At 73.7% G+C, this 26,358-nt stretch carries 25 protein-coding genes; 19 read left to right on the top strand and 6 right to left on the bottom strand.

Translation table 11 applies throughout. From position 1 onward, the window contains the following. Window positions 1-64: 64 nt before the first annotated feature. From ACFKCF_RS08840 to ACFKCF_RS08870, 7 genes are read left to right on the top strand one after another with little or no spacing between them, the layout of a single operon-like run. Complete coding sequence (locus tag ACFKCF_RS08840) at window positions 65-274, top strand: hypothetical protein (RefSeq protein WP_394492461.1); 210 nt, start codon at window positions 65-67, stop codon at window positions 272-274. Window positions 275-299: 25 nt separating this feature from the next. Further along, window positions 300-1,397, top strand: a complete 1,098-nt coding sequence (locus tag ACFKCF_RS08845; RefSeq protein ID WP_394492462.1) for a Gfo/Idh/MocA family protein — start codon at window positions 300-302, stop codon at window positions 1,395-1,397. After that, on the top strand, window positions 1,394-2,299 hold the full coding sequence (locus ACFKCF_RS08850; protein WP_394492463.1) for a PmoA family protein: 906 nt from the start codon (window positions 1,394-1,396) through the stop codon (window positions 2,297-2,299). The genes ACFKCF_RS08845 and ACFKCF_RS08850 overlap by 4 nt, the downstream gene beginning before the upstream one ends. Continuing rightward, on the top strand, window positions 2,296-3,108 hold the full coding sequence (locus ACFKCF_RS08855) for a cupin domain-containing protein (protein WP_394492464.1): 813 nt from the start codon (window positions 2,296-2,298) through the stop codon (window positions 3,106-3,108). The genes ACFKCF_RS08850 and ACFKCF_RS08855 overlap by 4 nt, the downstream gene beginning before the upstream one ends. Before the next feature lie 58 nt (window positions 3,109-3,166). Next, window positions 3,167-3,808 carry a hypothetical protein gene (locus ACFKCF_RS08860; RefSeq protein WP_394492465.1) on the top strand — a complete coding sequence of 214 codons (642 nt, stop codon included), beginning with the start codon at window positions 3,167-3,169 and terminating at the stop codon, window positions 3,806-3,808. After that, a complete protein-coding gene (locus tag ACFKCF_RS08865; RefSeq protein ID WP_394492466.1) occupies window positions 3,751-4,932 on the top strand; it encodes a LacI family DNA-binding transcriptional regulator in 1,182 nt (393 codons plus the stop codon). Before ACFKCF_RS08860 ends, ACFKCF_RS08865 begins: the two co-directional genes overlap by 58 nt. Window positions 4,933-4,984: 52 nt before the next feature. Further along, entirely contained in the window at window positions 4,985-5,707 is a 723-nt protein-coding gene (locus ACFKCF_RS08870; RefSeq protein WP_394492467.1) for a class I SAM-dependent methyltransferase, read from the top strand. Here the strand turns inward: ACFKCF_RS08870 and ACFKCF_RS08875 are convergent. Together ACFKCF_RS08875 and ACFKCF_RS08880 are read right to left on the bottom strand one after the other, a co-directional pair. Next, window positions 5,704-6,834, bottom strand: coding sequence for a hypothetical protein (locus tag ACFKCF_RS08875; RefSeq protein WP_394492468.1), 1,131 nt, complete (start codon window positions 6,832-6,834; stop codon window positions 5,704-5,706). The two genes, ACFKCF_RS08870 and ACFKCF_RS08875, sit on opposite strands and share 4 nt — an antisense overlap. Beyond that, the gene (locus tag ACFKCF_RS08880) at window positions 6,834-7,115 is read right to left on the bottom strand and encodes a hypothetical protein (RefSeq protein WP_394492469.1); all 282 of its coding nucleotides are present in this window, start codon (window positions 7,113-7,115) and stop codon (window positions 6,834-6,836) included. The genes ACFKCF_RS08875 and ACFKCF_RS08880 overlap by 1 nt, the downstream gene beginning before the upstream one ends. 146 nt (window positions 7,116-7,261) lie before the next feature. On the opposite strand from ACFKCF_RS08880, the gene ACFKCF_RS08885 reads away from it, so the two are divergent. From ACFKCF_RS08885 to ACFKCF_RS08900, 4 genes are all read left to right on the top strand, one after another. After that, window positions 7,262-7,678 carry a YbaB/EbfC family nucleoid-associated protein gene (locus ACFKCF_RS08885; RefSeq protein ID WP_394492470.1) on the top strand — a complete coding sequence of 139 codons (417 nt, stop codon included), beginning with the start codon at window positions 7,262-7,264 and terminating at the stop codon, window positions 7,676-7,678. A 93-nt stretch (window positions 7,679-7,771) separates the two neighbouring features. Continuing rightward, window positions 7,772-9,955, top strand: a complete 2,184-nt coding sequence (locus tag ACFKCF_RS08890; protein WP_394492471.1) for a hypothetical protein — start codon at window positions 7,772-7,774, stop codon at window positions 9,953-9,955. Next, complete coding sequence (locus ACFKCF_RS08895) at window positions 9,952-11,076, top strand: DUF58 domain-containing protein (protein ID WP_394492472.1); 1,125 nt, start codon at window positions 9,952-9,954, stop codon at window positions 11,074-11,076. Before ACFKCF_RS08890 ends, ACFKCF_RS08895 begins: the two co-directional genes overlap by 4 nt. Window positions 11,077-11,312: 236 nt before the next feature. Next, complete coding sequence (locus tag ACFKCF_RS08900) at window positions 11,313-13,463, top strand: DUF3488 and transglutaminase-like domain-containing protein (RefSeq protein ID WP_394492473.1); 2,151 nt, start codon at window positions 11,313-11,315, stop codon at window positions 13,461-13,463. 6 nt (window positions 13,464-13,469) lie between these two features. On the opposite strand, the gene ACFKCF_RS08905 is transcribed toward ACFKCF_RS08900, so the two are convergent. The 3 genes from ACFKCF_RS08905 to ACFKCF_RS08915 are packed head-to-tail and all read right to left on the bottom strand — an operon-like array spanning window position 13,470 to window position 17,187. Next, window positions 13,470-15,338: a serine/threonine protein kinase gene (locus tag ACFKCF_RS08905; protein ID WP_394492474.1), complete on the bottom strand. Its 1,869-nt coding sequence runs from the start codon at window positions 15,336-15,338 to the stop codon at window positions 13,470-13,472. Next, window positions 15,335-16,543 (bottom strand): hypothetical protein, encoded by a 1,209-nt coding sequence (locus tag ACFKCF_RS08910; protein ID WP_394492475.1) that lies wholly within the window; start codon window positions 16,541-16,543, stop codon window positions 15,335-15,337. Before ACFKCF_RS08910 ends, ACFKCF_RS08905 begins: the two co-directional genes overlap by 4 nt. A gap of 11 nt (window positions 16,544-16,554) precedes the next feature. Then, complete coding sequence (locus ACFKCF_RS08915; RefSeq protein ID WP_394492476.1) at window positions 16,555-17,187, bottom strand: hypothetical protein; 633 nt, start codon at window positions 17,185-17,187, stop codon at window positions 16,555-16,557. A gap of 127 nt (window positions 17,188-17,314) precedes the next feature. On the opposite strand from ACFKCF_RS08915, the gene mycP reads away from it, so the two are divergent. The 8 genes from mycP to ACFKCF_RS08955 all read left to right on the top strand — a co-directional run bounded on the left by mycP (window position 17,315) and on the right by ACFKCF_RS08955 (window position 22,293). Continuing rightward, on the top strand, window positions 17,315-18,487 hold the full coding sequence (gene mycP / locus ACFKCF_RS08920; protein WP_394492477.1) for a type VII secretion-associated serine protease mycosin: 1,173 nt from the start codon (window positions 17,315-17,317) through the stop codon (window positions 18,485-18,487). 83 nt (window positions 18,488-18,570) lie between these two features. Next, window positions 18,571-18,894, top strand: a complete 324-nt coding sequence (locus ACFKCF_RS08925; RefSeq protein ID WP_364852459.1) for a WXG100 family type VII secretion target — start codon at window positions 18,571-18,573, stop codon at window positions 18,892-18,894. Between the two features lie 16 nt (window positions 18,895-18,910). After that, a complete protein-coding gene (locus ACFKCF_RS08930; RefSeq protein WP_394492478.1) occupies window positions 18,911-19,210 on the top strand; it encodes a WXG100 family type VII secretion target in 300 nt (99 codons plus the stop codon). A gap of 5 nt (window positions 19,211-19,215) precedes the next feature. Further along, a complete protein-coding gene (locus ACFKCF_RS08935) occupies window positions 19,216-19,551 on the top strand; it encodes a hypothetical protein (protein ID WP_394492479.1) in 336 nt (111 codons plus the stop codon). A 1-nt stretch (window position 19,552) separates the two neighbouring features. Next, the gene (locus tag ACFKCF_RS08940) at window positions 19,553-20,833 is read left to right on the top strand and encodes a hypothetical protein (RefSeq protein WP_394492480.1); all 1,281 of its coding nucleotides are present in this window, start codon (window positions 19,553-19,555) and stop codon (window positions 20,831-20,833) included. Between the two features lie 4 nt (window positions 20,834-20,837). Next, entirely contained in the window at window positions 20,838-21,164 is a 327-nt protein-coding gene (locus ACFKCF_RS08945) for a hypothetical protein (protein ID WP_394492481.1), read from the top strand. Window positions 21,165-21,166: 2 nt separating this feature from the next. Further along, entirely contained in the window at window positions 21,167-21,868 is a 702-nt protein-coding gene (locus ACFKCF_RS08950) for a hypothetical protein (protein ID WP_394492482.1), read from the top strand. Then, window positions 21,865-22,293: a YbaB/EbfC family nucleoid-associated protein gene (locus ACFKCF_RS08955; RefSeq protein WP_394492483.1), complete on the top strand. Its 429-nt coding sequence runs from the start codon at window positions 21,865-21,867 to the stop codon at window positions 22,291-22,293. Before ACFKCF_RS08950 ends, ACFKCF_RS08955 begins: the two co-directional genes overlap by 4 nt. On the opposite strand, the gene eccCa is transcribed toward ACFKCF_RS08955, so the two are convergent. After that, the gene (gene eccCa / locus ACFKCF_RS08960) at window positions 22,290-26,285 is read right to left on the bottom strand and encodes a type VII secretion protein EccCa (protein ID WP_394492484.1); all 3,996 of its coding nucleotides are present in this window, start codon (window positions 26,283-26,285) and stop codon (window positions 22,290-22,292) included. The two genes, ACFKCF_RS08955 and eccCa, sit on opposite strands and share 4 nt — an antisense overlap. Between the last annotated feature and the right edge of the window lie 73 nt (window positions 26,286-26,358).

Consider the following 26,358-nt stretch of genomic DNA (forward strand, 5'->3'; position numbering starts at 1 on the left):
CAGCGGAATGCGCTTTCCCGCCCCCAGGAGGTCCCGCGTGAGTGCTCTCGGCTAGCTCCTGCGCATGCGCAAGCTCGCCGAAACGGACAAAGCCACTGCGGAGTACCTGGACACCACCAAAGTCGGGCAAGCCCCTAGAGTGACGAACGGCGCCGGCGATCTCGAAGCCATCGTCAAGCGGCACCCGGAAGAGGTGCTGTTCGACCGGGAGCCCCCGGCGCAGGCGGCCAGGTCGTTCAGCACGGAACCGCAGGCCGAGACCGACGGCGCCTGACAGACCCCCATATAGGAGCATCATCTTGAGTCAACGGAACTACCGGGCCGCGATCGTCGGGACCGGCGCGATCGCGCACGCGCACGCGCAGGCCCTGCTCGGTTCGGGCCGGGCGGAGCTGGTGGCGGTGGCGGACGTGGACGCCGGCCGGGCGGGCGAGTTCGCCGGGAAGTACGGCGGGCCGAGCACCCACGCGAGCCTGGACGACCTGCTGCGGGAGGAGCGGGTGGACCTCGTCCACCTGTGCACGCCGCCCCAGCTGCACGCCCCGCTGGCCATCGCGTGCCTGGAGGCCGGGGTCACGGCGCTGGTGGAGAAGCCGCCGACGCTCTCGCTCGCGGAGTTCGACGCGGTGATCGAGGCGGAGCGCCGCTCGACGGCGCACGTCGCGACCGTCCTGCAGCACCGCTTCGGGGCGGGCGCGCTGCGGCTGCGCCGCCTGCAGGAGGCCGGCGAGCTGGGCCGTCCGCTGCTGGCCACCTGCAACACCCAGTGGTTCCGCGACGAGGCGTACTACGCGGTGCCGTGGCGCGGCACGTGGGAGTCCGAGGGCGGCGGCCCGACGATGGGGCACGGCATCCACCAGTTCGACCTGCTGTTCTCGGTGCTCGGCCCGTGGCGCGAGGTCACGGCCGTGGCCGCCCGCCAAGCGCGCCCGGTGGACACCGAGGACGTGTCGCTGGCGCTGGTGACGTTCGAGAACGGCGCCGTGGCCACGATCGTGAACTCCGTCGTGTCCCCGAGGCAGACCTCCCAGCTCCGTTTCGACTACGAGCGCGCCACCGTCGAGGTGGAGCACCTGTACGGCTACACCGACGACGACTGGACCGTGACCCCGGCCCCGGGCCAGGAGAGCGTGTCGGAGCTGTGGGCGCAAGGGCGCACCACCACGTCGAGCGGCCACGGCGGCTGGCTCGCCGCCGTCTTCGACGCGCTCGACCGGGGCGAGGCGCCTCCCGTCACCGCCGGGGACACCCGCCGGACGATGGAGTTCATCGCCGCGCTGTACGCCTCCGCCTTCACCGGCGAACGCGTACAGGTGGGACAGATCACTGCTGACAGCCCGTTCGCCCGGCGCATGGACGGCACGGGCGCCCCTTGGGAAAAGGTGAGGAACCCGTGACCCTGCAGGCCACCCACGCGCTCGGCCGGTCGGTGACCGTCGCGGCCGGCGACGTCGAGCTGTTCACGTACGTCTACAGCCCCGACACGCCGGTGCTGGAGTCGCCCAAGCCGTACCTGCACCCGATCCGCACCCTCGGCGGCCGGCTGGTGTCGCTGTTCCGGCCGCACGACCACGTCTGGCACAAGGGCATCGCCTGGTCGCTGCCGCACGTCGGGGAGCACAACTTCTGGGGCGGGCCGACGTACGTGCACGGCAGGTTCTACGTGCAGCTCGAGAACAACGGCAGCGCCACGCACCGCGAGATGACCACCCTGGCGGCCACCGGCGAGCGGGTCGAGCTCGGGCACACGCTCGACTGGACCGCGCAGGCCGGCGCCCCGGTCATCGAGGAGCGGCGCTCGCTGGCCGCGCACGTCGTGGACGAGGGCACGTGGGCGCTGGTGTTCGACACGGAGATGACCAACGTGTCGGGCGGCACGCTCGCGTTCGGCTCCCCGACCACGAAGGGCCGCGAGAACGCCGGGTACGGCGGGCTCTTCTGGCGCGGGCCCCGGTCGTTCACCGGCGGAATCATCCAGTCGCCGGCCGGCGCGGGCGGGGACGAGCTGCGCGGCACGCGCGCCGAGTGGTTCGGTTTCCGCGGCCGGCACGACGAGACCGGCGACCACTCGACGATCGTCGTGGTGGACGCCGCCGACAACCCGCAGCACCCGCCGCAGTGGTTCGCGCGCAGCGAGGACTTCGCCTGCCTGTGCCCGGCGCCGTTCTTCAGCGAGGAGGTGGAGCTGCCGGACGGGCAGTCGCTGCGGTTCCGGTACGCGGTCGTGATCGCCGACGGCGACCGTGGCGAGGAGGGCACGGAGCTGCTGGCCAAGCAGGGGAAAGCGGCACTGGCATGACGTTCCCCGGAGGCACGTCCGTCAGCCGCCTGTCGGTCTACTCGGGCAGCCCGTGCGCCGACGGCCTGGAGGGCGGCACGCCGCACCTGCACACGGCCTCGACGGAGGCGTACGTGGTCATCGGCGGGCACGGCACGCTCCAGACGCTCGACGTGAACGGGCTGCGCGAGACAGAGCTGAGCGCCGGGACGACGGTGTGGTTCACGCCCGGCACCATCCACCGCGCGGTCAACCGCGGGGGCCTGGAGGTGGTGGTCGTGATGTCGAACGCTGGGCTGCCCGAGGCCGGGGACGCGGTCATGACGTTCCCGCCGGAGGTCGTGGCCGACCCCGAGCGCTACCGCGAGGCCGCCACCCTGCCCCCGCCGCCGCTCGGTGGCCCGCTCCCGTCCGGCGGGCCGCCCGCGTCCTCCTCTCCCCCCGAAGGACTCGCGCCGAGCGCGGCGGGCGCGATCCGTGACATAGAGGAGGCCGTACGGCGCCGGCGCGAGCTGGCCGTCGAGGGTTTCCTGCGGCTCGCCGACGCCGCCGCCGGCGGCGACCTGGCCCCGCTGCACCGCTTCTACGATCACGCCATCGCGCTCGTGCGCCCCAAGGCCGCGGCCTGGCGCACGATCTGGGAGGACACGGTCGCCGGGGAGACCCGCCGCACCGCCGGGATCCTCGACGCCCTGGAGCGCGGCGACGGCGCGCACCTGCGGCGCTCCGCCCTGATGGAGAGCCCGCCGCACGACCGGTGGGGCATGTGCGGCAACCTCCGCGCGCACGACGTGGCGCACCCGATCGTCCACACCCCGGAACCGAGCTGATCGCCCACCGGCGCGCCCCGCGAGGGGCGCACCGGAATCACCCCCCAGGAGCCCGGCGATGTTCCACCAGTTGCTGACCGCCGCCATGATCCTGACCTCAGTCCAGCCCGTCACGGCCACAGCCGCAGCCGCGGCGGGCACCACGTACTACGTCGACGCCGCGGCGGGCGACGACGCGGCCTCGGGCCTCGACCAGGCACACCCGTGGAAGAGCCTGGACAAGGTGAACGACACCACGTTCCGCCCGGGCGACCGCATCCTCCTGCGCGCCGGACAGCGGTGGACCGGCCGGCTCTGGCCCAAGGGCTCGGGCGAGAGCGGCGCGCCGATCACCGTCGACAGCTACGGCGAGGGCGGCAAGCCCCGCATCGACGGCGCGGCCCAGGTGGGCGACGCCGTCCGGCTGTTCAACCAGGAGTTCTGGACCATCCGCAACCTGGAGGTCACCAACCAGGTCCCGCCCACGGGCACCCCTGGCGAGAACCTGCGCGACCTGCGCGGCATCCACGTCTCCGGCGACAACAGCCAGACCCTCGACGGCTTCGTCATCGACGGCGTGGCCGTGCACGACGTCACCGGCCAGGTCAACTGGATCAGCGGCAGCACCGACGGCAACGCGCCCGGCGTGCGCTTCAAGACCGGGTGGGACGGCTGCTGTGCCAGTTCGCGTTCGGTGACGCCGTGGTCAGGAACAACGTGATCGCGAGCAACACCCGCTACCAGATCTACCTGCACTCCGACCGGGCCGCGACCGCCAAGGTCCACAACAACACGATCTACAACGACAGGATGATCGGTATGGAGGAGGAGTCCACGGGCCCGCCGACCCTGCACGACGTGGCCCGGGAGGCGGGCGTGTCCGTCGCGACCGCCTCCCGCGCGCTCAACGGCAGCACACGCAACGTCAGGTCCGAGAACGTCTCCAGGGTGCGCGCGGCGGCGGCCAGGCTCAACTACGAGCCGCACCTGTCGGCGCAGGCCATCGCGAAGGGTTCGACCAGGACCGTCGCGCTGGTGGTGCGCGACGTGGCCGACCCCTACTTCTCCTCCATCGCCGCCGGGGTCACCCAGGCGGCGGAGGCCGCGCGGCTCATCGTCACCATGGCGGTGGCGGGCGGGTCGCCCGAGCGCGAGCTGGAGATCGTCAGGACGCTGCGGGGCCGGCGGCCGCGCGTCATCATCGTGGCGGGCAGCCGGGTCGCGGGGTCCGCGACCCGGGACGCGCTCGTCGAGGAGCTGGAGGAGTACCGGACGGCGGGCGGGCGGGTCGTGATGATCAGCCAGCGGGACCTGCCGTTCGGCACCGTCACGATCGACAACCACGGCGGCGCCCGCGACCTCGCCCGGGCGCTGGTGGAGGCGGGATACCGGCGCTTCGCCGTCTTCCACGCCCCCGGCGAGCTGGACACGTCCCGCGACCGCCACGACGGCTTCCGCGCGGGGCTGGGCTCCGGCGTGCCCGAGCCGCTGGCGATCGAGACGGCCTTCACCCACGCGGGCGGCTACGACGCGGCGCGCCGGCTGGTGGAGCGGGGGTTCGAGGACGTGGAGGCGGTCTTCGCCGTCAACGACGTGATGGCGATCGGCGCCATGACGGCCTTCCGCGACGCCGGGGTGGTCCCGGGCGCGGACATCGGGGTGGCGGGCTTCGACGACATCGCCTCGGCGCTGGACGTCGTGCCCGCCCTCACCTCCGTGGCGGTGCCGCTGCGTGAGGCGGGCCTGAGCGCGATGCGGCTCGCGCTGTCGCAAGATGAGGGCGCACCCGACGTGCGGCTCCCGGCCCGCGTCGTCCTGCGCGAGAGCACGCCCCCGCCCCGGTGATCGCGCGAAAAGGGCGTGCGGGACGGCCGCTCCCCGGGGCACGATCATGCCCATGGGCTACGAGGAGCTGATCCGCGACGCGCTGGCCACGCCGTTCGAGGGGTGGGACTGGGCGGTGTTCCGCGGCCGGATGACCACGGCCGACGACCTGCCCTGGGACTACGAGCGGCTGGTGCGCGACCGCCTCCCGCGCACGCCGTCCCTGCTCGACCTCGGCACCGGAGGGGGCGAGCTGCTGGCGTCCCTGGCGCCGCTCCCGCCGCGCACCGCCGCCACCGAGGGCTACCCGCCGAACCTCCCGGTCGCCCGCGACCGCCTGGAGCCGCTGGGCGTCGAGGTGGCCGAGTCGGCCCGCCACTTCGCCGACGGCTCGTTCGAGCTGATCGTCAACCGGCACGAGTCGTACGACCCGCAAGAGATCCGCCGCCTGCTGGCCGCGGGCGGCACGTTCGTCACCCAGCAGGTGGCCGGGCGCGACCTGGAAGAGGTCAACGCGGCGCTGGGCGGCCCGCCGCACGAGGGCCGCGCCTGGGACCTGGCCACCGCGGCCGCCGCGCTCGACGCCGCCGGGCTCGAGGTCACCTGGAGCGCGGAAGCCGGCTACCCCGTCGAGTTCCACGACGTCGGAGCGCTCGTGCTCTACCTGCGGGTCGTCTCCTGGCAGGTCCCGGGCTTCGAGGTCGAGGCGTACGAGGACCGCCTCCGCGCCCTGCACGATGACATGCCGCTCAGAGCGACCGCCCGCCGTTTCGCCCTGACGGCCCGGCCCGGCTAACGGCCGAGCTGCGGCGGCGGCGACGAAGGGGCGAAGGGCACCGCGAGCCGGAGCCCCACGCTGGGCGCGAAGCCCAGCAGCGAGCTCTGCGCCATCGGCGGCAGGTTCTTGAACCACGCCGGCGACGGCACGCCCCACTGGCCCTGCGCCGGGTTGAACAGCCGCCCGACCGCGCCGTTGAACCCGCCCGCGATGCCGCTGAACAGCGCCACGTCCCCGAGCGTGGCACCCCACGACTTGCCTTCCACCCTGGCGTTCCAGAAGGCCGGCACGCCGCCCGCGAGGGCGCCCATGGCCACGTTGTTCACGACCGGGCGGCGGGCGGCGAGCCCGGTGAAGTACTTCGTCTGGCCGAGGGGCCCGGTGAGGCCGGCGACCGTGGAGGCGTTGGCGGTCTGGGCGAGGGAGAGGATGGAGATGTCGAGGGGGTTCTGGCCGAAGACGCCCCTGGCCACGCCGCCCGCCAGCAGGTTGCCGCCGAACGACCAGCCGTAGATCTGGCCGTACTTCCCCAGGGCGGCCAGGGCCGTCTGGCGGAAGCCGCCGCCGGCGTACATGCTGAGGCCCCGCACCAGGCCCGACCTGCCCATCATCGTCGCGAACCCGCGCATGGCCGCCGCCGCGGCGGCGCGCACCGCGGCGAAGCGGCTGAGGATGCCGGTGGCCGTCGCCGCCCCGCGGGCGGCGGTCGCGGCGCTGGACGCCCACACCGCGAACGTGCTCAGGCCCGCCGCTGCCAGCGACGCGACCACGCCCGCGGACACCGACGCGATCAGCGAGGTGATCAGCTGGTTGAGCGCCTCCCTGGTCTTCCTGGACGCCTCCACGGCCTGGTCGAGCACGTCGGCGGCGTCGCCGAGGCGCGCGGCGGCCGTGGTCCGGAACTCGGGGGCCAGGTAGTCGCGCCACTTCTGCCGGAACACGTCCGCGTCGCCGCCGATCCACCCCTGGAGCGAGCCGGGAATGGGGGAGAGCGCCGGTTCCAGGCCCTCGATGCCGGTCTTGAGCCGGCGGCAGGCCGCGGCCATGCCCAGCAGGCGCTGCTCCTGCTGGTCGTCGCCGATCGAGGCGACGGCGTTCTTCAGCGTGTTGACGAGGTCGATGACGGGGGCGAAGGGACCGGACATCAGCCGCCCCCCAGCCGCTCCGCGCTCTCCCGCAGCCCGGTGGCGGTGTCGTCGAGCTTCGCCACCAGGTCCTTGGCGAAGCCGAGCAGCTCCTGGTGGAACTCCTGGTACGACTCCTCCAGCTCCTTGCCGCCGCGCTCCAGAAGGCCGAAGCAGCCCTCGGCCGGCGCGGCGTTCTGCTCGAAGTCGGGCAGCAACGGCTTCAGCGCGTCCCGCGCGTCCTCGCACCGCTTTCCCGCGGCCAGGAGCGCGCCCGGATCGATCCGGATTCCACCGCTCACGAAATGGCACCTTTCCCACGGATTAGCCGCTGAGAAATCTGCCATTAATCCATTAGTCAGAGCAATGAAACTTCGCATGCTTCAACTTTTTCCGAAATGGCGGGTCCTCCCCGTACTCTCCCGTCGCAAAGACCCCGGGAGGCACGGTGAACGACTTCGACCCCGAAGAGCTGGAACGGATCACCGCGCGGGCGGAGGACATGCTGGCCCGCGTCGAGGAGCTCAGAAGCGAGATCGACGTGGTCGTCGGCCGCGGCGAGGCGGCGGACGGGCAGGTACGCGTGACCGCCGGCGCCTCGGGCCGACTCATGGACGTCGTGCTCGCGCCGCGGGCCATGCGCCTGGACAGCCAGAAGCTGGCCGAGGCCGTGCTGCGGGCCGCGCAGGACGCCCAGGACGACGTCGCCGCCAAGGTCGACGCGGTCATGGCGGAGACGCTCGGCGGCGCGCTGCCCGGCAGGGAGCTGCTCGACGAGCAGTTCGGCAGCGTGCTGGAGTCGTTCGAGTCGTCCATGGACGAGCAGTTGCGGGCCATCGACGATCGGACCCGTGAAGGCCGGTGATCGGACACTTCCAGGTTATTTGAAGGAACCTCGCGATCCGCGGGCGCCACCCTAGGGTGTCCGCGGGCACGTACACGTACGGGATGTGAGTCGGTGGCCATTCGGTGGCGGAACGCGGTGGGGCGGCGGGCGGCGGGGATCGTCGCGGGCGCCCTCGTCGCCGTGCTGGTCGGCGTCGGCCTGTTCCTGGGCCAGGGCGTCTCCAGCGCCCGCCCCAAGCTCTCCGACGTCGGGGCGTGGCTCGGCAGCGCGCTCAACGGCGAGGTGGTGCACGCCAACGGCCTGTCCGGACAGCTGGACGGCCGCGTGGACCTGGCCTCCGCCGAGGGCGAGCCGCTCAAGGTGGTGCAGGACGGCAACAACGTGCTCGTCATGGACTCCACCGGCAAGGTCGGCCGCATCGACCCCACCCAGCTGGAGGTCGCCCAGACCAACACGCTCGGCGCGGGCGGCATGCAGATCGTGATGGGCGGCGGGAAGGCGTACGGGATCGACCCGCGGGCCGGCACCGTGCAGCAGCTCGACCCGCTGACGGTGAGCACGATCGGCTCGCCGCTCACCCTCAAGGCGCCGCTCGGCCAGGCAGGCCTCGGCAAGGACGGCACGCTGTGGGTGCCGGTGCCCGAGGAGGGCACGCTGGTCCAGGTGAACGACGGCCGGCAGGTCAAGGCCGTGACGGTCGGCGAGCCCGGTGACCCGCTCACCCTGACGATCGCGAACGGCGCCCCGCTGGTCACGAACTCCGCCGCCGCCTCCGCCATGCTGATCGGCCCGGCGGGCACCCGGCTCCAGGTGTCCCTGCCCAGCACGGTGACGGGGGCGGGCGGCGGCGGCCTGCTGGTCCCGCCGGTGGCCGAGAGCCAGATCGTGCCGATCCTGGAGCCGAAGAAGGGCGCGCTCGTCCTGGTCGACACCGCCGGCGGCGGGCTGACCACGGTCTCGGTGAAGGGCGGCAAGCTGGGGGCGCCGCAGGCGCTCGGGCGGCGCGTCTACATCGCCGACGAGAGCACGGGCCGGCTCATCGTGTACGACACGGTGGCCAAGGCGTTCGAGCCCGAGAAGGTGGTCACCGGCAAGGCGGGGCCGCTGGAGGTGTTCGTCAAGGACGGGCTGCTCTGGGTGAACGACCAGTTCAGCGAGACCGCCCTGGTCATCGAGCAGGACGGCAGGGGGCACCGGGTCGGCAAGTACGACGAGGCGCTCGGCCAGAAGGACACGCCGACGCCGCTGCCGATCCCGACCTTCACCCCCACGGTGGTGCAGCCGACCCAGGTGCCCACCCGGTCGACCAGACAGCCCACCGGCAAGCCGACGTCCGTGCCGACGAAGACGAAGACGGCCGCGCCGACGGTGACCGTGACGAAGACCCCCACCCCGACTCCCACTCGTTCGGACACGCCCACCCCGACCCCGACCCCGACCCCGACTCCGACGCCCACCCCCACGCCGACCCAGACGCCTGATCCGCCGGGATCGGTGACGGCCAAGTCCGGGCCCGGCTGGATGGAGGTCACCTTCACGCCCTCCCGCCAGGGCACGGTCAAGGGCTACTCGCTCAAGGGCGCGTCCGGCTCCGCCGACGTCACGCCGTCCCGCGTGCAGCCCGACGGGCCGTACCAGTTCCGCGTGAACGGCGGCCGGTGCGACCAGGAGTACACCTTCCGGGTGGTGGCCGAGTGGTCCGGCGGCGAGGTGGAGTCCCAGTCGTCCGTGCCCGTGCGCCCGTGCGTCGCGCCGGGCAGGCCGTCCGACTTCACCGCCAAGGGCAAGAACCACGGCGCCGACCTGACCTGGTCGGCCCCGGAGAACGCGAGGGACGGCGGCGTCACGTACACGCTGGACGGGCCCGGCAGCCACCCCGGGTCACCCGACGGCACCACTGCCGAGGTCACCGGGCTCAAGAACGGCCAGTCCTACACCTGGACGCTGCGGGCCAAGAACGCGGCGGGCGAGAGCGAGGAGCGCGCGGAGGCCACGGCGGACCTGCGCCCGCCGCCCGCCCAGTTCAGGAACGCCAACAACAACGACAGGCCCACCCTCATCCGCTCCGGGCCCAGCGCCGGCGCCGAGGCGGGGCGCATCCCCCAGGGCGAGTACATCACGATGACCGTGCTCTGCCAGCAGAAGGGCGCCTCCTACACCGACACGGACACGGGCATGAGCAGCGACGTCTGGAACAAGGTGGAGTCCAGCCGCGGCAACGGGTGGCTCAACGACGTGCTGATGGACACCCCGAAGGGGGGCTTCCCCGCGGCCCCGCTCTGGGAGTGCGAATGATCACCAGGGCGGGGTGGGGCCTGGCGGCCGCCTCGGTGCTGGTCTACGCCGTGGGGGCGCCGCTCGGGTACGGCCAGGCGGCGGTCCTCGCGGTGGCGGGGCTGGCCGCGGTGGGCGCGAGCGCGCTGTGGACGCTGCGCGGTGCCGGGCTGGACGTGCGCCGGGAGCTGACGCCGGTCAAGGTGGCCAGGGGCGACCCGGCGGTGGCCCTCCTGCACGTGCGCAACACCGGCCGCCGGCGCCACGCCGGGCTGGTGGCCCGCGACATCTGCCGGGGCACGTCCGTCACAGTGGAGGTGCCCGCATTGGCGCGCGACACCGCGCGGACGGTGTCGTACCGGCTGCCCACCCGGCGGCGCGGCGAGACGCCCGTCGGGCCGCTGCTGCTCGACCGCACCGACCCGTTCGGGCTGGCGCGGCGCTCGATCGCGTACGGGCGCACCGACCTGCTCCTGGTCCGGCCGCGTACGGTGCCGCTCGCGCCCCCGCACGCCGGCCGCCGGCGCCACCTCGACGGGCTCGACTCGCGCTCCGCGCAGAGCGGGGCGATCAGCTTCAACGGGCTGCGCGACTATGTGATCGGGGACGACCTGCGGCACGTCCACTGGCGCTCCACGGCCCGCACCGGCGTCCTCATGGTCAAGGAGCTGACCGACGTCAACCTGCCCAGCACCGTCACAATCCTGGACACCCGGCACTCGTCGTACGACGGGGACGACGAGTTCGAGCTGGCCGTGGACGTGGCGGCGTCGGTGGCCTGCGCGGTGACGCGCGACCGCTTCCCCGTGCGGCTGCTCACGGGGGCGGGGGAGCTCATGCACGCGAAGGGCGGACCCGGGGAGACCGAGGAGGTTCTGGACCGGCTCGCCGTGGTGGAGCGCTCCGAGCAGGCGGACGCGCCGCTCCACGCCCTGCGCCGGGCGGGCTCTGGCGGGGCGCTGGTGCTGGTCAGCGGCACCTTCGCCGGTCTGGCGGACGCGGCGGCCATGCGGCGGCGCTTCGACGAGGTGCTGTTCGTGCGGGTGGGCGATCCGGTGGAGGGCGGGCGGCCCGCGGCGGCCGGGGTGACGGTCATCGAGGTCAGCGACCTGGCGGAACTGGCGGCGGCATGGCCCCGCTAGCCGGGCCGTCGCCCCACGACGTCGCGGTGCCGCAGGGGCACACCGCGACGCCCCCTGGTCCCGCGCCGGCGCAGGCAGCCGGGGCGGGTGCGTCGGGTGCCGGGTCGGTGGGTGGCGAGCCGACGGGTGCGTCGGGTGCCGGGTCGTCGCAGGCGGGTGCGTCGGGTGCCGGGCCGGGTGCCGGGTCGTCGCAGGCGGGCGCTCCGGGTGCCGGGTCCTACGCGGCGGGGGCGCCGGTGCGGGGACTGGTGTCCGTGGGGGTCGTGGCGTTGCTGGCCGCGACGGCCGGGCTCGCGTTCGACGGGGTGTTCCCGCTGGCCGCCCTGCTCCCCGTCGCCGGCGTGGCGGCCGGGGTGCCGTGCGTGCTGTCGGTGCTGCTGTACGGCCGGTTGCCGCTCTGGGGAACGATCCCGGTCAGCATGCTGGGCTGGCTGGTAGCGGTGTCGGCGACCCTGTTCAGGTCGGAGGCCTGGCTCGGGTTCCTGCCGAGCCCGGCCGCCGTGCGCGCGGCGCTGCTCGGCGTGCGCGACGCGGGCGGCCGGCTCCTGACCACGATCCTCCCGGCGGCGCCCGACAGCACGGCCGTCGTGCTGGTCGGCTTCCTGGTCTGGGCCGCCGCCCTGGCCGGGGCGGAGATCGCGCTGCGGTCCAGGGCCGTCATGCTGCCCGCCCTGGCCGCGCTCCCCGTGCTCGCCGTCGCGGTCGTGCTGGGGGTCGCCGGGGCTGGGTCCGTGGTGCCGTACGCGGCGGTGTTCGCCGGGCTCACCCTGCTGCTCGGCCTGGTCAGGGCGGCCAGGTCGGCGGGGACGGTCGCGGTGGGCGTGCCGCTGCTGGCCTGCCTGGTGCTGGCGGCCGTCGTCACCGCGCCCGCCCTGCCCATGGCAGACCGCCCGTACGACGTGCGCCGGCTCGTCGAGCAGCCCCCGCCACGGCCGATCAACGGCGTGAGCGCGCTCGACCAGGTGTCGGCGTGGCTGCAGAACCCGCAGCGCGAGCTGTTCACGGTCGGCACCGCCTCCGAGGCGAACCTGCGGCTGGCCGTCCTGGACACCTTCGACGGGGTCACGTGGACGTCGGGCGCGGGGTTCGTCCCCACGGGCGGGCGGGTGCCGGGGCAGGAGGGCGGCGGGGACCCGGTCACGCAGCGGTTCACCCTGCAGAAGCTCCCGGGCCCGTGGCTGCCCGCCGCCGACCGTCCGCTGCTGGTCAAGGGCGCGGGCATCGTGGTCGATCCCGCGACGGGCATGCTGGCCGGCACGCAGGCGCGCGAGGGCATGACGTACGAGGTGACCTCGAGGATCCGCCGCTACCCGGCGGAGGAGCTGCGCGCCGCCGTCCCCGCCGCCGACCCGGCCGCGCTGCGGCTGCCGGACGGGCCGGACGGCCGCACACCGCCGCAGCGGGCCCGCCTGCTCGCCATCGCCCGCCGAGCCACGGCCGGGGCGCAGAGCCCGACGCAGCGGGCCGCCCGGCTGGCGGCCTACCTGCGCAAGCACGCGGTGAACGACGTCAACTCGCCGCCCGGGCACGGCTACCGCAGCATCGAGTTCTTCCTGACGGAGTCGCGCAGGGGGACGACGGAGCAGTTCGCCGCCTCGTTCGCGCTGCTGGCCCGCGCGATCGGGCTGCCGAGCCGGATCGTCGTGGGCTTCCGCCCGGGAACCGGATCCGGATCCGGCTCCGGGTCCGGGTCCGGGTCCGGTGGCGTGCGGCAGGTGCGGGGCGGGGACGTGCTGGCGTGGGCCGAGGTCGAGTTCGAGGGGATCGGGTGGGTGCCGTTCTACCCGACGCCGTCGCGTACGCGCTCGGGAGGCAGCGGTGACGTGGCCGAGGGCGCGCCGAAGCAGGCGCGGGAGATCGAGCAGGCGATCAACAGCGACTCCGCCGAGCCCAAGCCGACTCCTACGGCGGCCAACCGGGCCACCCCGACCCCGGCGCCGCGTCCCGGCGGCTCGGCGGGCCCGCTCGTCTGGGCGGCCGTGCCCGCGACCGCGCTCCTGGTGTATCTCCTCGCCGTGCTGGTCGTGCCGCCGCTGAGGCGGATGCGCCGCCGCCGGGCCGCCGCGCCCGCCGCCCGGGTGGTCGGGGCATGGCGGCAGACGGTGGCCAGGCTGCGCGTGGCCGGCATCCCGGTGCCCTCGGACGCGCTGACGGCCGGTGAGGTGGCGTCTTTGGCCGAGTCCGTGCTGGGCCCTTCCGCGCGGGAGCCGCTCACGACGCTCGCCGACCTGGCCAACCTGGCGACGTTCGGGGGAGCGCCGGTGGACCAGGCCGACGCCGGCCTCGCCTGGCGCCACTTCGGCGGCGTGGACGCGCTGGTACGGCAGAAGGTCGGACTCGCGCGCAGGCTCGCGCACCGCCTGTCGCCGAGATCCCTGGTGGGCTAGCCGGTCTCAGGAGGGCGGCGGGGTGGCCGGGGGCAGCACGATCGGGGGCTGGACCTGGTCGTCCTGGCCGCCCGGGCTCGTCTCCGCGGCGCCGCGGATGCACAAGGCCGGCGACCACGCCACGGACGAGGGCTGGCCGAAGGCGACCACGGTGCCGACCTTGAAGCAGTAGCCCGTGACCGGATCCAGGCCGCTGAGGGTGTGGGTGTTGGCGCCGCTCGCCGCCGGCACCAGCCGGTTGCCGGGGGCCTGCTGGATCACCACGGGGTAGCCGCTCCTGCGGACCCCCTTCCAGGCGAGTGTCACGGTGGTGCCGTGGTCGGACACGACCTTGAGGCTCTTGGGACGGTACGCGGCCACCGCGGCGGGATCGACGGTCTGGCGGCGCTCGGGGGGCGGCTCGGACGGTTGGCGGGTCTGCGGTTGCGACTCGTCCGGCGGCGTCTGCTGGTTGTTCGGCGGCGTCCGCTGGCCGGCCGGCCGGTCCGTCGGCCGGTCTGTTGGCTGGTGGTCGGCCTGGGGTGGTGTGCCTGGGGTCGTGGGGTCGAGGGCGGCGGCCGTCGCGCCGGCGGGCTGCGGCGCGGTGGCGTCGGGCCGGCCGTTCATCGCCAGGGCCACGCTGCCCACGCCCACCAGCACGGCCAGTGCCGAGGCCGTGGTGACCAGCAGCGGGATCCGGCTGCTGCGGCCCGGCTCGGCGGCGGGGGCATGGGGGGCGGAGACTTCGGGGGGCGGCTGGGAGAAGGGCTGGGGTCCGGCGGGCGGCCTGACCTGGGAACGGTCAGGGTCCACGGTCCAGACCAGCTCACGCGGCCCCGACCGCTCCACCGCCCCCGAGTCCTCCGGGGAGGGGGAGGGGAGGCGCGAGGTGAGGGGCTGCCCAGCGTCCCCGAGGGGCGGCCGCGCGGGATCGCCGAGGGACAGACGCGCCGTCGGCGGTTGCCCCGCGTCCCCGAGGGGCAGGCGGGCCGTCGGCGGTTGCCCCGCGTCCCCGAGGGGCAGGCGGGCCGTCGGCGGTTGTCCCGCGTCCCCGAGGGGCAGGCGGGCCGGGTCGCCGAGGGGTGGGCGGGTCGGCAGGGGGCGGGAGGCGACGGCGGCCAGGTCGGCGGCCGTCGGGCGGGCGTTCGGGTCCTTGGACAGCGCCTTCAGCAGCGTCTCCGCCAGGTCCGGCGGCAGCCCCGGCGGGAGCGGCGGCGGCGCCTCCGTCAGCACCCCGAGCACGAACTTGGCCGTGCCCCCCGCCCCGTCCAGCGGGAACGCGGGCCGGCCCGCCAGCAGCTCGTACACCATCGACCCGAGCGAGTACACGTCGGAGGCGGGCACGGGCGGGTGGCCTTCGAGCTCCTCCGGCGCCGCGTGCACCGACGGGAGGGTGCCGTCGGGCAGCTCCACGATCGACATCAGCGCGGACATGGCGAACCCCGTGAGCGCCACCCCTGGACCGGCCACGATGACGTTCTCGGGCGTGACCCGGCCGTGCACGCCTCCCGCCGCGTGCGTGGCGGCGAGCGCGTCCGCCACCGCCCGCAGCAGTCCCACCGCCTCGCCGACCGGCATCGGCAGGCTCCGCCCCGGCCGCTCGGCGAGGGTGAGACCGCCGTGCGGCGGCGTCACCAGGTACGGCCGCCCGTCGCCGGTAACCCCCACCTCCAGCACCGGGATCACGCCGTCGTGGGCCGCCAGCGCCTCCGGGAAGCCGAAGCCGCGGACGATCCGCTTCAGCGCCCGCCGGTCGGCCCGGTGGCACGCGAGCGTCTTGACCAGCACCTCGGCCCCCGTGGCCGCGGATTGAGCGAGGTGCGCGGTCCACGGGCCGTCCTGGCCGGCCCGCTCCAGCAGCCGGTAGCCGCGCACCCGCTCGGTCGTCACCGTCATGCGATCACGGACGGGCCGCCCATGTCATCGGTCTCGAACGCCTCGTCCTCCACCAGCGGGAACCTGGCCCTGTCGCGGTCCCGCTCGTTGCCGTTCTGCCCGCCGCCCATCATCGGCGGGATCATGCCCATCGGCATGCCGGTGGCGCCAAGCCGGCCCGCGCCTCCCGCGGGCGATCCCGAGCCGCTGAGCTGCGTGGCCGGGACGCTGCCCGGCAAGGTGCCGGGACCGCTGGCGGTGGGCTGGCCGGGGGGCACGCCGGGCGGCAGGTTCGTCTGTGGCACGCTCGGCTGCGGCGGCTGGCTGGCGAGGTCCGTCGTGGGCGTGTTGGGCAGTTTGGGGGTGTTGAGCTCGGGGTTCTTCAGGTCCGGGGTCTGCGGGGTCTGGAGCGAGGGGTCCTTCAGCGAGGGGTTCTGCAGTGACGGATCCTTGAGCGAGGGGTCCTTCAGCGAAGGGTCCTGGAGGGAGGGGTCCTTCAGCGAGGGGTTCTGAAGAGACGGGTCCCGGAGGCCGGGGGTGTCGGGGCCGGACGGGGTGCCCGGCAGACCGAGACCGGGGGTCCCGTACGGGGAGCCCAGGCTGGAGCCCGCGTACGGGTCGCCGGTCAGGCCGCTCGGCAGCCCAGGCCCGAGCGGGAGGGACGGGCCGGTCATCCCCGCCTGCGGGGCCGTGGACCGCTGCTCCACATAGCCCGCGATGGCGCCGTACACGTCCCCCATGAACCTGTTGAGCTGCCGCAGGTGATGGCGGGCGAGCGCGTGGCCGTTGGTGTCGCTGCCGAAGGCGTCACCGATGTCGTCGTCGAGGCCGACGCTGCCCGTCCGGGGCACGTTGTCGTGGAACCAGGGGAGCACCTGGGCGCCGTACCACTCCAGGGGCACGCCGACCGACTTGGCGGCGATGCTGATGCGCGCGAGGTCGCGCCGCAGCTTGTCGACGGTCTCCAGGATCTTCTGCAGGGACTCGCCGCCCAGCGTGTCCGCGATCCGGCCGGCCTGGTTGTGCAGGAGCTCCACGGACTCCGCGCACATCTCGGCGATCTCCTTGTACCGCTTGCCCGCGTCGGCGACGCGGACCGGGTTGGTGCTCTGGATCAGGGCGGCGACGCCGTCGCTGCTGTCCGAGTCGCCGTTGCCGGTCGGCGCGATGTCGTCGATCTGCGGCGCCCGGGTGTCCTTGAGCGCCTCCGTCCAGTAGTCGGTCATTCCGTCCCCCGTCAGGTACGCGTGCGCGGGCCGCCCGCGATGGACTGGTCGGCGCTCTTGGCGGTCTTGACGGTGTCGTCGAGCGCCTGCACCACGGCCGCGTACACCGAGTAGACCCGGTTGATGGCGGCGTCCAGCGTGCTCTGCGCCTTGTCGGTGGTCGCCTTCATGTCGGCGGCGGCCTGCCAGGCGCCGAGGTCGCGCTCCGACAGCCCGGCGAGGGTGAGCCGGACCTTGAGACTCTGGCCGCCCGCCTCGCCCTGCAGGCGCTTGAGGTCCTGGCGGAGCTGCTCCACGGGCGACGACGGGAGCGGCCTGCCGGTGGCCGGGTCCTCGTACTCGCCGACCTTGATGAACAGCTCCTTCTTCGCCGTCCCCGGGTCGATCGGGTTGCGGGCGAGCAGGGCCTCGCGGTCGGCGTCCGTCGGCGTCCGGGGCGCCTCGTCGGGATAGTCGCCGTTGCGGTGGAAGTGGATGTGGTCGGCGTACGACTCCTCGATGCCGTCCGGGTCGAAGTCGTACTCGGTGCCGCTGAAACCGCCTTCGTAGGTCTGGTTGATCTGCGGCCGCTGGTATACCGACAGGCCGAGGCCCGGCCTGGGGTTGCCGTGCGCGTCGCCTCCCTCGGCCTCAGGTGTCGACATGCTTCCTCTCCGCGGTCGAAGGACATACCGGCACTTGCCTATCTCGCGCTCCACCCCGCGGAGCCTCATTTCAAGATATTTCTAAGAGACCAGCCACAAATCTGAAATGTCGGCAGACTGCCCTACCGTGCCCTTCTCCTGGTACGGCGCCGCGGCCCTCGGCCTGGTGCTGACCCTCACCCCGACCCCCGCGCCCACGTCCACGTCCGCGCGCACGGTCACGTGCGACCCCCAGCCCGGCGTGGCGGAGGTCACCGGCAAGCCGTGGCCGCAGGAGAGGCTGAGGTTCGAGCGGGTGTGGCGCTTCACCAGGGGCGAAGGGGTGACCGTGGCCGTCGTGGACAGCGGCGTGGACGCCACGCACCCCCAGCTCGCCGGCGCCGTCACCGCCCAGATCGATCTCACGGGCACGGACCTGCGCGACTGCGTCGGGCACGGCACGGCGGTGGCCGGGATCATCGCCGGACGCGACCTCACCGCGCGCGGCGTGCCCGTCATGGGCGTCGCGCCGGCCGTCCGGATCCTGTCGATCAAGCAGACCGAGGGGAGTTCGGGCGACGTGTCCAGGCTGGCCCAGGGCATCAGGCGCGCCGCGGAGCTGGGCGCGGACGTGATCAACGTCTCCGTGCAGGCTCACGACCATCCCGCGCTGAAGGCCGCGGTGGCCTACGCGCAGGCCAAGGACGCGGTGATCGTGGCGGCCGCGGGCAACGTGCGGCAGGACGACGGCGTGGTCACGCCCGCGTACCCGGCCGAGTATCCCGGCGTGATCGCGGTCGGCTCGGCCTCGCCGGACGGCGGCAAGTCGGAGTTCTCCAACAGCGTGACCCGCATCTCGGTGACCGCGCCGGGAGCCGGGATCACGAGCGCGTGGACCGGCGGCGGCTACCGTACGGAGCTGGACGGCACCAGCTTCGCCGCCCCCTTCGTGGCGGGCGTCGCCGCCCTGGTCAGGGCCCGGCACCCCGAACTCGACCACTGGCAGGTCAAGAGCCGGCTGGAACGCACGGCGGAGGGCGGCGGCGCGGCCGGCACCGGGGCCGGGCTGGTCAACCCGCTGCTCGCGGTCACCTCGGTGCGGCCCGACGCCAAGGAGAGCGCCCCCGCGGCGCCGCCGATCGTGCTGGCCAGGGCCCCGGTGCCGGACCCGCGCACGCGCGGCGTCGCGATGGCGATCACTGCGGGGGCGGTGGGGGCCACCGCGCTGGTGGTGTTCCTGGCGTTGACGCTGCCCAGGGCCCGTCGCAGGGGCTGGCGGGCCGGAGGGCCCCCGACATTTAGAGGAAAGTTGAAATCGTAGCCCTGCCCGCTTTGACCCATTTACTTTGAACCGCAGTACGGAAACCCGGTCAAATTCAGGTTCACGAGATCCGAGAGGTGCACGTGGCAGAGCCGACACGCTATCAAGAGGGCAGTCAACATAGCGCGGCGGAACGCGCGCTCATCGCACACCAGAACATCACTCAGATCCACAACAGGCTCACCCAGATTCCCGCGACGCTCGGCGCCGCCTGGCAAGGCGAGTCGGCCAACATCTACCGCCAGGTCCTCGACGAGTGGAACCCGCAGTTCAAGAAGGTCATCGACGCGCTGCACACGATCGCCGAGAACCTCAAGGGCTCGGGCATCACCTACACCGAGGCGAACACCCAGGCCAGCGAGGTCGCCACGAGGCTCAAGGCGGCGCTCGGCGGCGGCCAGCTCTGACGAACGGAGAATCACCATGACGGGTGGCGGAGACATCATCCTCGCCAATTTCGACGAGATGGACGAGATCGCGTCGGAACTCGGCCGGGCCTACGCCAATCTGGTCGGCGAACTGGCTGACCTCGAAGACGACCTCAAGCTCCTGGAGACCTGGGACGGCTCGGCCAAGGAGGTCTACCGGACGGCCAAGGAGCAGTGGAACAACGCGGTCGTGGCCATGGGTGACACCTTGCAGCGCATGGGTCCCGCCCTGCACGACGCCACGGAGATCATGCGTGACGCGGAGGCCGCCAACATCCGCCGCTGGGGCACCTGACTCCGGTGGATCAGCCTCTCATCGACCCGGCCACCGCGGGCGACACGGCGATGTGCAAGCCGGAGGCCCTCCTCGACGTGGCCGGCAAGCTCGGCGGCAGCCTGCTGCCCCGGTTGCGCGCGGCTGTGTACCAGGTGCCCGACCTGTCGCCGGCCGCCCCGGGGAGCTGGGACATCGCCCAGGGGTACGGCGAGACCGTGCGCAGGGCCCGGGTGGCGACGGGCGATTCGCTGCAGTTCGTGATGGAGCAGGTCCAGCGGATCGTCGACGACCTGGCCGCCACCGCGAACACCGTGCGGGACGCCGACCAGCGCGCCGCGGGCGCGGTGCCGCGTACGTGATGTGAGGGACCTGTTGTCGCAACCACAACCGATCAAGCACGGCTGCCTGCAGGGCGGGAACGTCAACGCCTACGGCGGGCGCGAGGAGATCCGGCGGCTGGTCATGGGGACCGGGCCGGAGGAGTTCGCGCCGGTCGTGGACGCGTACGAGAAGACGTCCCAGCTGCTCACCGACACCATCGCGGCGCTGGGGGACAGCGCGGCGCGCCTGGTGGCCGACGGGAACTGGGGCGGGGAGTCGGCCAGGGCCATGCTCACGCGCATGAACCGGCTCCAGGCGTACCTGCAGTCGCTGCGGAACGGTGTGGACGGCGTCCCGCCCGGGCTGGAGACGGTGGGCCGCGAGCTGGCCTCGGCCAAGGAACGCTTCGACAAGGCCACGGAGCAGCAGGAGTACTGGGTGGAGGCGAGCGGCATGGGCGCGGGGTCGATGCAGCCGCTCAACGATCCGGACGCGGACGCGCGGGCCTTCATGCAGCAGCTCAACGGCGTCTACCAGCGGGCGTACACGGCCATGCCGGACGCCCTCGCGTGGGACCCGGAGCTGGCCTCCCCGGCCCCCTACCTGCCGCCGCCGGTCGACCCCGTCTCGGCGCCGGCGCAGAGCGCCGACCTGCCGTTCGAGAGCACGGTGCCGGCGCGGTCCCGCACCGACCTGGCCGCCACGCCCGGCCACCCACCGACTCCCGCGGGCCCACCACCCGGTCAAGCTGCGGTACCGGGTGCGCCCGCGGGTACGCCACCGCTCGCGACCTCCCTGGCGAACTCGCCGGGCGCCCCGCCCGCCACGGGAGGTGCGCAGCCCGGTCCGGCCGGGAACATGCCGCCAGCCGGGCTGCCGCCGTCACCGGGTACGGCGCCATCCGGGCCCGGCGCCCCCACCACGGGGAGCGCTCCTGCCAGGAGCGCGCGGCCGCCGAGCCGGCTGAGCACGGACCGCCCGGGAACGAATCGTCCGGCGGACCCCTACCCGGGCCGCCCGGCGGATCCGTACCAGGGCCGCCCCACCGATCCGGGCACGAGTGCGGCTCAGGAGGCGAGGCCGGCCGGGCCGTCCGTGCGGCCGGGCAGCGTGCCGGTCGTGGACGGCTCATGGCCTCCGGCGAGGTCGCCCGTGGCAGGGACAGAGGCCGGCGCGACGGCCTCCGGCGGCGTGCCGTTCGTGCCCATGGGCGGCCCCGTGAACGACGGGCAGAACGCCCGCAGGTCGACCGCGTCGAAGAGCGGCGACGACGACTTCTTCCGGCCCGCGGTCGTGCACGGCCCGCCGGTGGTGGGGTGAGGCCATGTCCGGCGACTTCGTGGCGACGCAGGTCGACTCCATCCGCGAGCTGGGCCGCAACATGGTCGCCGCCCCCATGCGGGACCTGGAACGGATGTCCTCCGCCATCGGGCACGTCGATCTCTCCTCCGGCGCCTACGGCGCGTTCGGCCTGATCGGCGGCTCGCTGGACCCGGCGTTCGAAGACGTCAAGCGGGCCGCGCTGGCGTATCTGAGGGCCAAGCGGGCCGAGGCGGCCGGCATCCATGACAAGGCGTACGGCACGGCCAACACCTACGTGGACGGCGACGGGACCGCCGGCCGGGTGGCCGCCGACATCACCAGGACGTGATAATGCTCGAACAACCGTGGTCCGTCATCGAGGGCTCGGCGATGGCCGTGACCGGCTCCCGGCTCCTCGGCTGGAACCGTGCCGGTTTCGCCATCCTGATCCTGCCCCTCATGTACGGCGACACCGCCCAGCAACGGGCGGCGGCCGAGGCGTGGGAGGCACTGGCAGGGGCCCTGCGGGCGCACCCGAAGATCGTGGACGACTCCGTCAGGAACGTCGAGTGGACCGCCCCCAGCGCCGAGCTCTACAAGAGCACCGTGCAGCAGTACGCCGACGACGCCGCCGACAAGTCCGCCTCGCCCAAGGCCTCGGCCGACACCCTGCGCCTCACGGCCGTCGCGTACGACGTCGCCGGCAAGGCCGTCTTCCTCACCGGCGCGAGCATCCTCACCGCCGGGGTGATGCACAAGGTCGCCCAGATGAACCCGTACACCAGGATCGCCGCGGAGGTGGCCGCCACCGCTTTCGGCCGCCGGGCCGACCACCAGGCCGGCGCGATCGCCGCCAGGGCGCGGGCCTTCGCGGAGAGTGGCAAGGGCGTGCTGGGCAAGGTGGCGCAGAAGCTGGTGCAGATGTCGCCCGCCAAGCAGGCGCTCGTGGGCGGCGCCGCGGCCGTCACGGCCGGGATGATGGGGCAGTCGGCGGTCGCCGACCAGTTCAGCGGCACGAAACTCGAGGCTCCGACTCCGGGGGTGAAGGCATGACGGCGTTCGACGAGAGTGCCATGGATCGGCTGATCGCCGAGGCCCAGCGGCCCGCGGGCGGGCTGGACGACCTCTACGAGCAGGTTCTCGCCGTCACGGGGACCGCGCAGGACCCGGACAAGCTGGTGCGGGTCGAGTGTTCGGCGCAGGGCGTCACCGGGCTGGACATCGACCCGAGGGCCATGCGCTGGGGCTCCCAGCGCCTGGCCGAGACGATCCTGGTGCTGCTCGCCGACGCCCTGTCCGACATGCAGGCCAGATCCGCCGAGCTCCTCGGGGACGTGCTGGGGGAGGGCCCGCTGGACCTGGCCGCCGAGAACAACCCGGCCGACCTGCGCATGCGGGAAGCGCGGGAGGCGTACGAGCAGGCCATGGACCAGGCGGTGGCCGAGCTGGGCCGCATCGAGCGCGACCTGGACCGTTAGAAGCCGGGGTCGAGGTAGGCGGTCTGGACGAGCTTCTCGCCCGACCGCCGGTCCACGTAGAGCCCGCGCCCGGGCGGGAGCCGGCGCGGGCGCACGTTCCCGAACAGCTGCCCCTCGTCCCGGGGCCCCGACAGCATCACGGCGGGCGAGTTCATCTCCTTCAGCCGCCGCACGATCGGGTCCAGCATGCTCCGCCCGGCCCCGCCCATGGCGCGCGCCAGGACCAGGTGCAGCCCGATGTCCCTGGCCTGCGGCAGCAGCTCGCCGAGCACGGACAGCGGGTTGGCCGAGGTCGCCACGAGGTCGTAGTCGTCCACGATGACGTACAGGTCCTGGCCGGTCCACCAGCTCCGCGTCCGCAGCTGCTCCGAGGTGAGGTCCGGCGGCGGCAGTCGCGTCTGCATCACCTCGTGGACGCCCTTGAGCAGTTCGGCGGCGGCGGCGCTGGAGGCCGCGTACCCGATCCGGTGCTCGGTGTCGGTCGCGTCCAGCAGCGAGCGCCGGTAGTCGATGACGATGAACCGCGCCTCCAGCGGCGTCTTCCCGGCCGCGATGCCCCGGGCGAGCACCCGCAGCAGGTTGGTCTTGCCGCTCTCCGTGTCGCCGAACACCACGAAGTGCGGGTCGGCGTCGAAGTCCAGCAGTACGGGTGCCAGCGCGGCCTCGTCGATCCCGATCGGGATCCGCGCACCGCTCTCCGGGGGAGCGGGCAGGGTGTGCGCGGGGAGCAGGGCGGGCAGCAGCCGGACGGGCGGCGCCGGATGCCCGCGCCAGGCCGCCGCCGCGGCCTCGACCAGGGCGGCGACCCCGTCGGCGAGGTCGTCCACGGTGGAGCGGCCGTCTACGCGCGGCAGCGCGGCCAGGAAGTGCAGGGCCTCGCGGGTGAGCCCGCGCCCGGGGGCCCGCTCGGGCACGTTCGAGGCCGCCTTGCGGTCGATCTCGGAGTCGAAGGAGTCGCCGAGCCGCAGCTCCAGCCGGGTGCCGAGCAGGTCGCGCACCCCGGCCCTGAACTCCATCCACCGGTTCGCGGTGCCGATCACGTGGATGCCGAACCCGAGGCCTCGGGTCACCAGGTCGCCGAGGTCGGGTTCGAGCAGCTCGTACTCCTGGCGCAGGATCGCCCAGCCGTCCACCACGATGAACACGTCGCCCCAGCCGTCGCCCTCGTAGGCGCCGGAGGCGACCATCCGCCGGTAGGTGGCCATGGAGTCGATCCCGCGCTCGACGAACAGCCGTTCGCGCCGGTCGAGCAGCGTCTTGACCTCGGCGACCGTCCTGCGTACCGCGTCGGCGTCCAGCCGGTTGGCCACCCCGCCGACGTGCGGCAGGCCGGTCAGCGAGGACAGCGTGCCCCCGCCGAAGTCCAGGCAGTAGAACTGCACCTCCTTGGGGGTGTGCGTGAGCGCGAGCGAGGCGATCAGCGTGCGAAGCAGCGTGCTCTTGCCGGTCTGCGGCGCGCCGACGATCGCGACGTTGCCCGCCGCCCCCGACAGGTCCAGCCAGTACGGGTCCCGCCGCTGGTCGAACGGGCTGTCCACGATCCCCGCCACGGCGTGCAGCCGCCCTGGCCGGTCCTGGCCGGTGCCCGCGGCTGTCAGCCCGTGCTCCGGCGTGGCCTCGACGGGCGGAAGCAGCTGGTCGAGCGAGGCGGGCTCCTTGAGCGGCGGCAGCCAGATCCGGTGCGCGGCGGGCCCCTGCCCGGCCAGCCGGCCCACCACGATCTCCAGCAGGCTGTCCTTCCTGCCCTGCTTCCCGGGCTCCGCCACCACCGGCGGGGCCTGCTCGGCGGGCGGCATCGGCACCCGCTCCGGCCCGTACCAGACGATCTTCCCGCGGTGCCCGGCGCGCGCCGTCGCCGCCGGCCCCTGAGCCGAGGCCACCTGGTACGGCCCCGACACGTACGCCGCCTTGAACCGCGTCATGCCCGTGGTCTCGAACATCAGGTAGGCGTTGCCCGGCTCGGGCGGCAGCGAGTACGCGTCCGCCACCCCCAGCACGGCCCGGCTCTCGGCCGCCGAGAACGTCCGCAGGCCGATCCGGTACGACAGGTGTGTGTCGAGCCCGCGCAGCCGCCCCGACTCCAGCCGCTGCGAGGCCAGCAGCAGGTGCACGCCCAGCGACCGGCCGAGCCGCCCGATCATCACGAACAGCTCGATGAACTCCGGCTTGGCCGACAGCAGCTCGCTGAACTCGTCCAGCACGATGAACAGCGTCGGCAGCGGCCGCAGGTTCGCCCCCTGCTCGCGGGCCTGCTCGTAGTCCCGCAGCGAGGCGTGGTTGCCGGCCGCGCGCAGCAGCTCCTGGCGGCGTACCAGCTCGCCGTGGAGCGCGTCGTGCATGCGGTCCACCAGCGGCAGCTCGTCCTCCAGGTTCGTGATGACCGCCGAGACGTGCGGCAGGGTGTCGAGCCCGAGGAAGGTGGCGCCGCCCTTGAAGTCGACGAGCACGAAGTTCAGGGTCTCGGAGGAGTGCGTGATCGCCAGCGCCAGCACGAGCGTGCGCAGCAGCTCCGACTTCCCCGAGCCGGTCGCGCCGACCACGAGACCGTGCGGTCCCATGCCGCCCTGGGCGGCCTCCTTGATGTCCAGCTCGACGGGCCGCCCGTCGGCGCCCAGGCCGATCGGGACCCGCAGCCGGTTCCTGACCGGCCGGGGCTGCCACGTCTGGGCGGGCGCCAGCCGCCGCGCGTCGCCGATCCTGAGCAGGTCGGTGAGCGTGGTGTTCGTGGCGAAGACGTCCCGCACCTCCTCCGCGCCGCCCCCCGAACCGGTCCGCATCGGCGCGAGCTGCCTGACCAGGGCGGCGAACGCGGGCGGGTCGAGCCGGTCCGGCCGGCCCAGCCCCGACCTGACCTCCTTGCCGAGCTCGTCCTCGGCGACCCTGACCACCTCGCCGGCGCCGACCTCCAGCCGCAGCGTGAGCTGCGCGGGCACCTGCGCGGTGGTGCCGCCGACGTCGATCACGGTCACGCCCTCGATGACGTCCAGGCCGAGCTGGCTGCCCGCGGGCACCGTGCCGCCGTCCATGACGACCACGTGGTACGGCAGCGCGTCCGGCGAGAGCCCCTTGCTGAAGCGCGGCCGGTCCTTAAGCTCGAACCCCAGCAGGTCGTCCAGCTCGCCCAGGTCCCCCGCGATCAGCCGCACGGGGCCGGCGCCGTCCTCCTCGGCAGGGTGCAGGGCGTGCGGCAGCCACTTGACCGGCTCCCACTCGCGGGCCCTGTCGGCGCCCGCGCAGACCGAGATCCGCAGGTCCTCCGGCGAGTGCAGCGCCGCCGCCTGGGCCAGCAGGGCCCGCACGAGCCCGCGCGCCGCCGCCGGGTCGCCCGTGATCACGATCCTGGCGAACGAGTGCAGCGCCAGCGCCACCGGCAGCCCGGGAACGGTGGCGTGCGTGCGGACGAACCGCCGCAGCGCGCCCGCGGTCACCGGGTCGAGGTCCTCGATCGGCTTGGTCTCCGGCGGGATCAGCGGCAGCGCCAGCCGCTGCGCCGAGGTGGCGATCCTGATCTGGGCGAAGTCATCGTCGCGGGGCCGCCGCTCCCACAGGCGGGTGGTCATCACCAGCGACCACAAGGCGGCCGGGTCCGGATGGTTCCAGGTCATGGCCTTGTGCTGCTGCGCGGCGGCGGCCCGTACCCGCTTCCTGACCTGCTCCAGGTAGCGGTAGTAGTCGCGGCGCTGGCCGTTGAGCTGGCTCTTGCGCTCGCCCGCGCCGCGCATCATCTGGCCCACGGTCATGCCGATCATCGAGACCGCGAACAGGCCGCTGGAGACCAGCATGATCGGGTTGTTCGTGGACCCGCCGGTGAACATCAGCGCCATCGCGCCCGCGCCCGCCAGCATCGGCAGGTACGTCAGGAGCTGGGTCAGCCCGCCGCCCGTCACCGTCTCGGGGATCTCGGGCGGGGACTCCAGCAGGACCTCGCCGCCGGGAGGTTCGGGTGGCCGGCGCCGCTCGGGCCTGCGGACCACGATCAGGCTGCCGCTCACGCCGCCATACAAGCCGCTGACGTAGCGAAACAGGCGATATTTCAAAATTCCTGTACGTATTAAGCCCGTCGCG

Source organism: Nonomuraea sp. JJY05 (assembly GCF_043496855.1).
Classification (GTDB): Bacteria; Actinomycetota; Actinomycetes; order Streptosporangiales; family Streptosporangiaceae; genus Nonomuraea.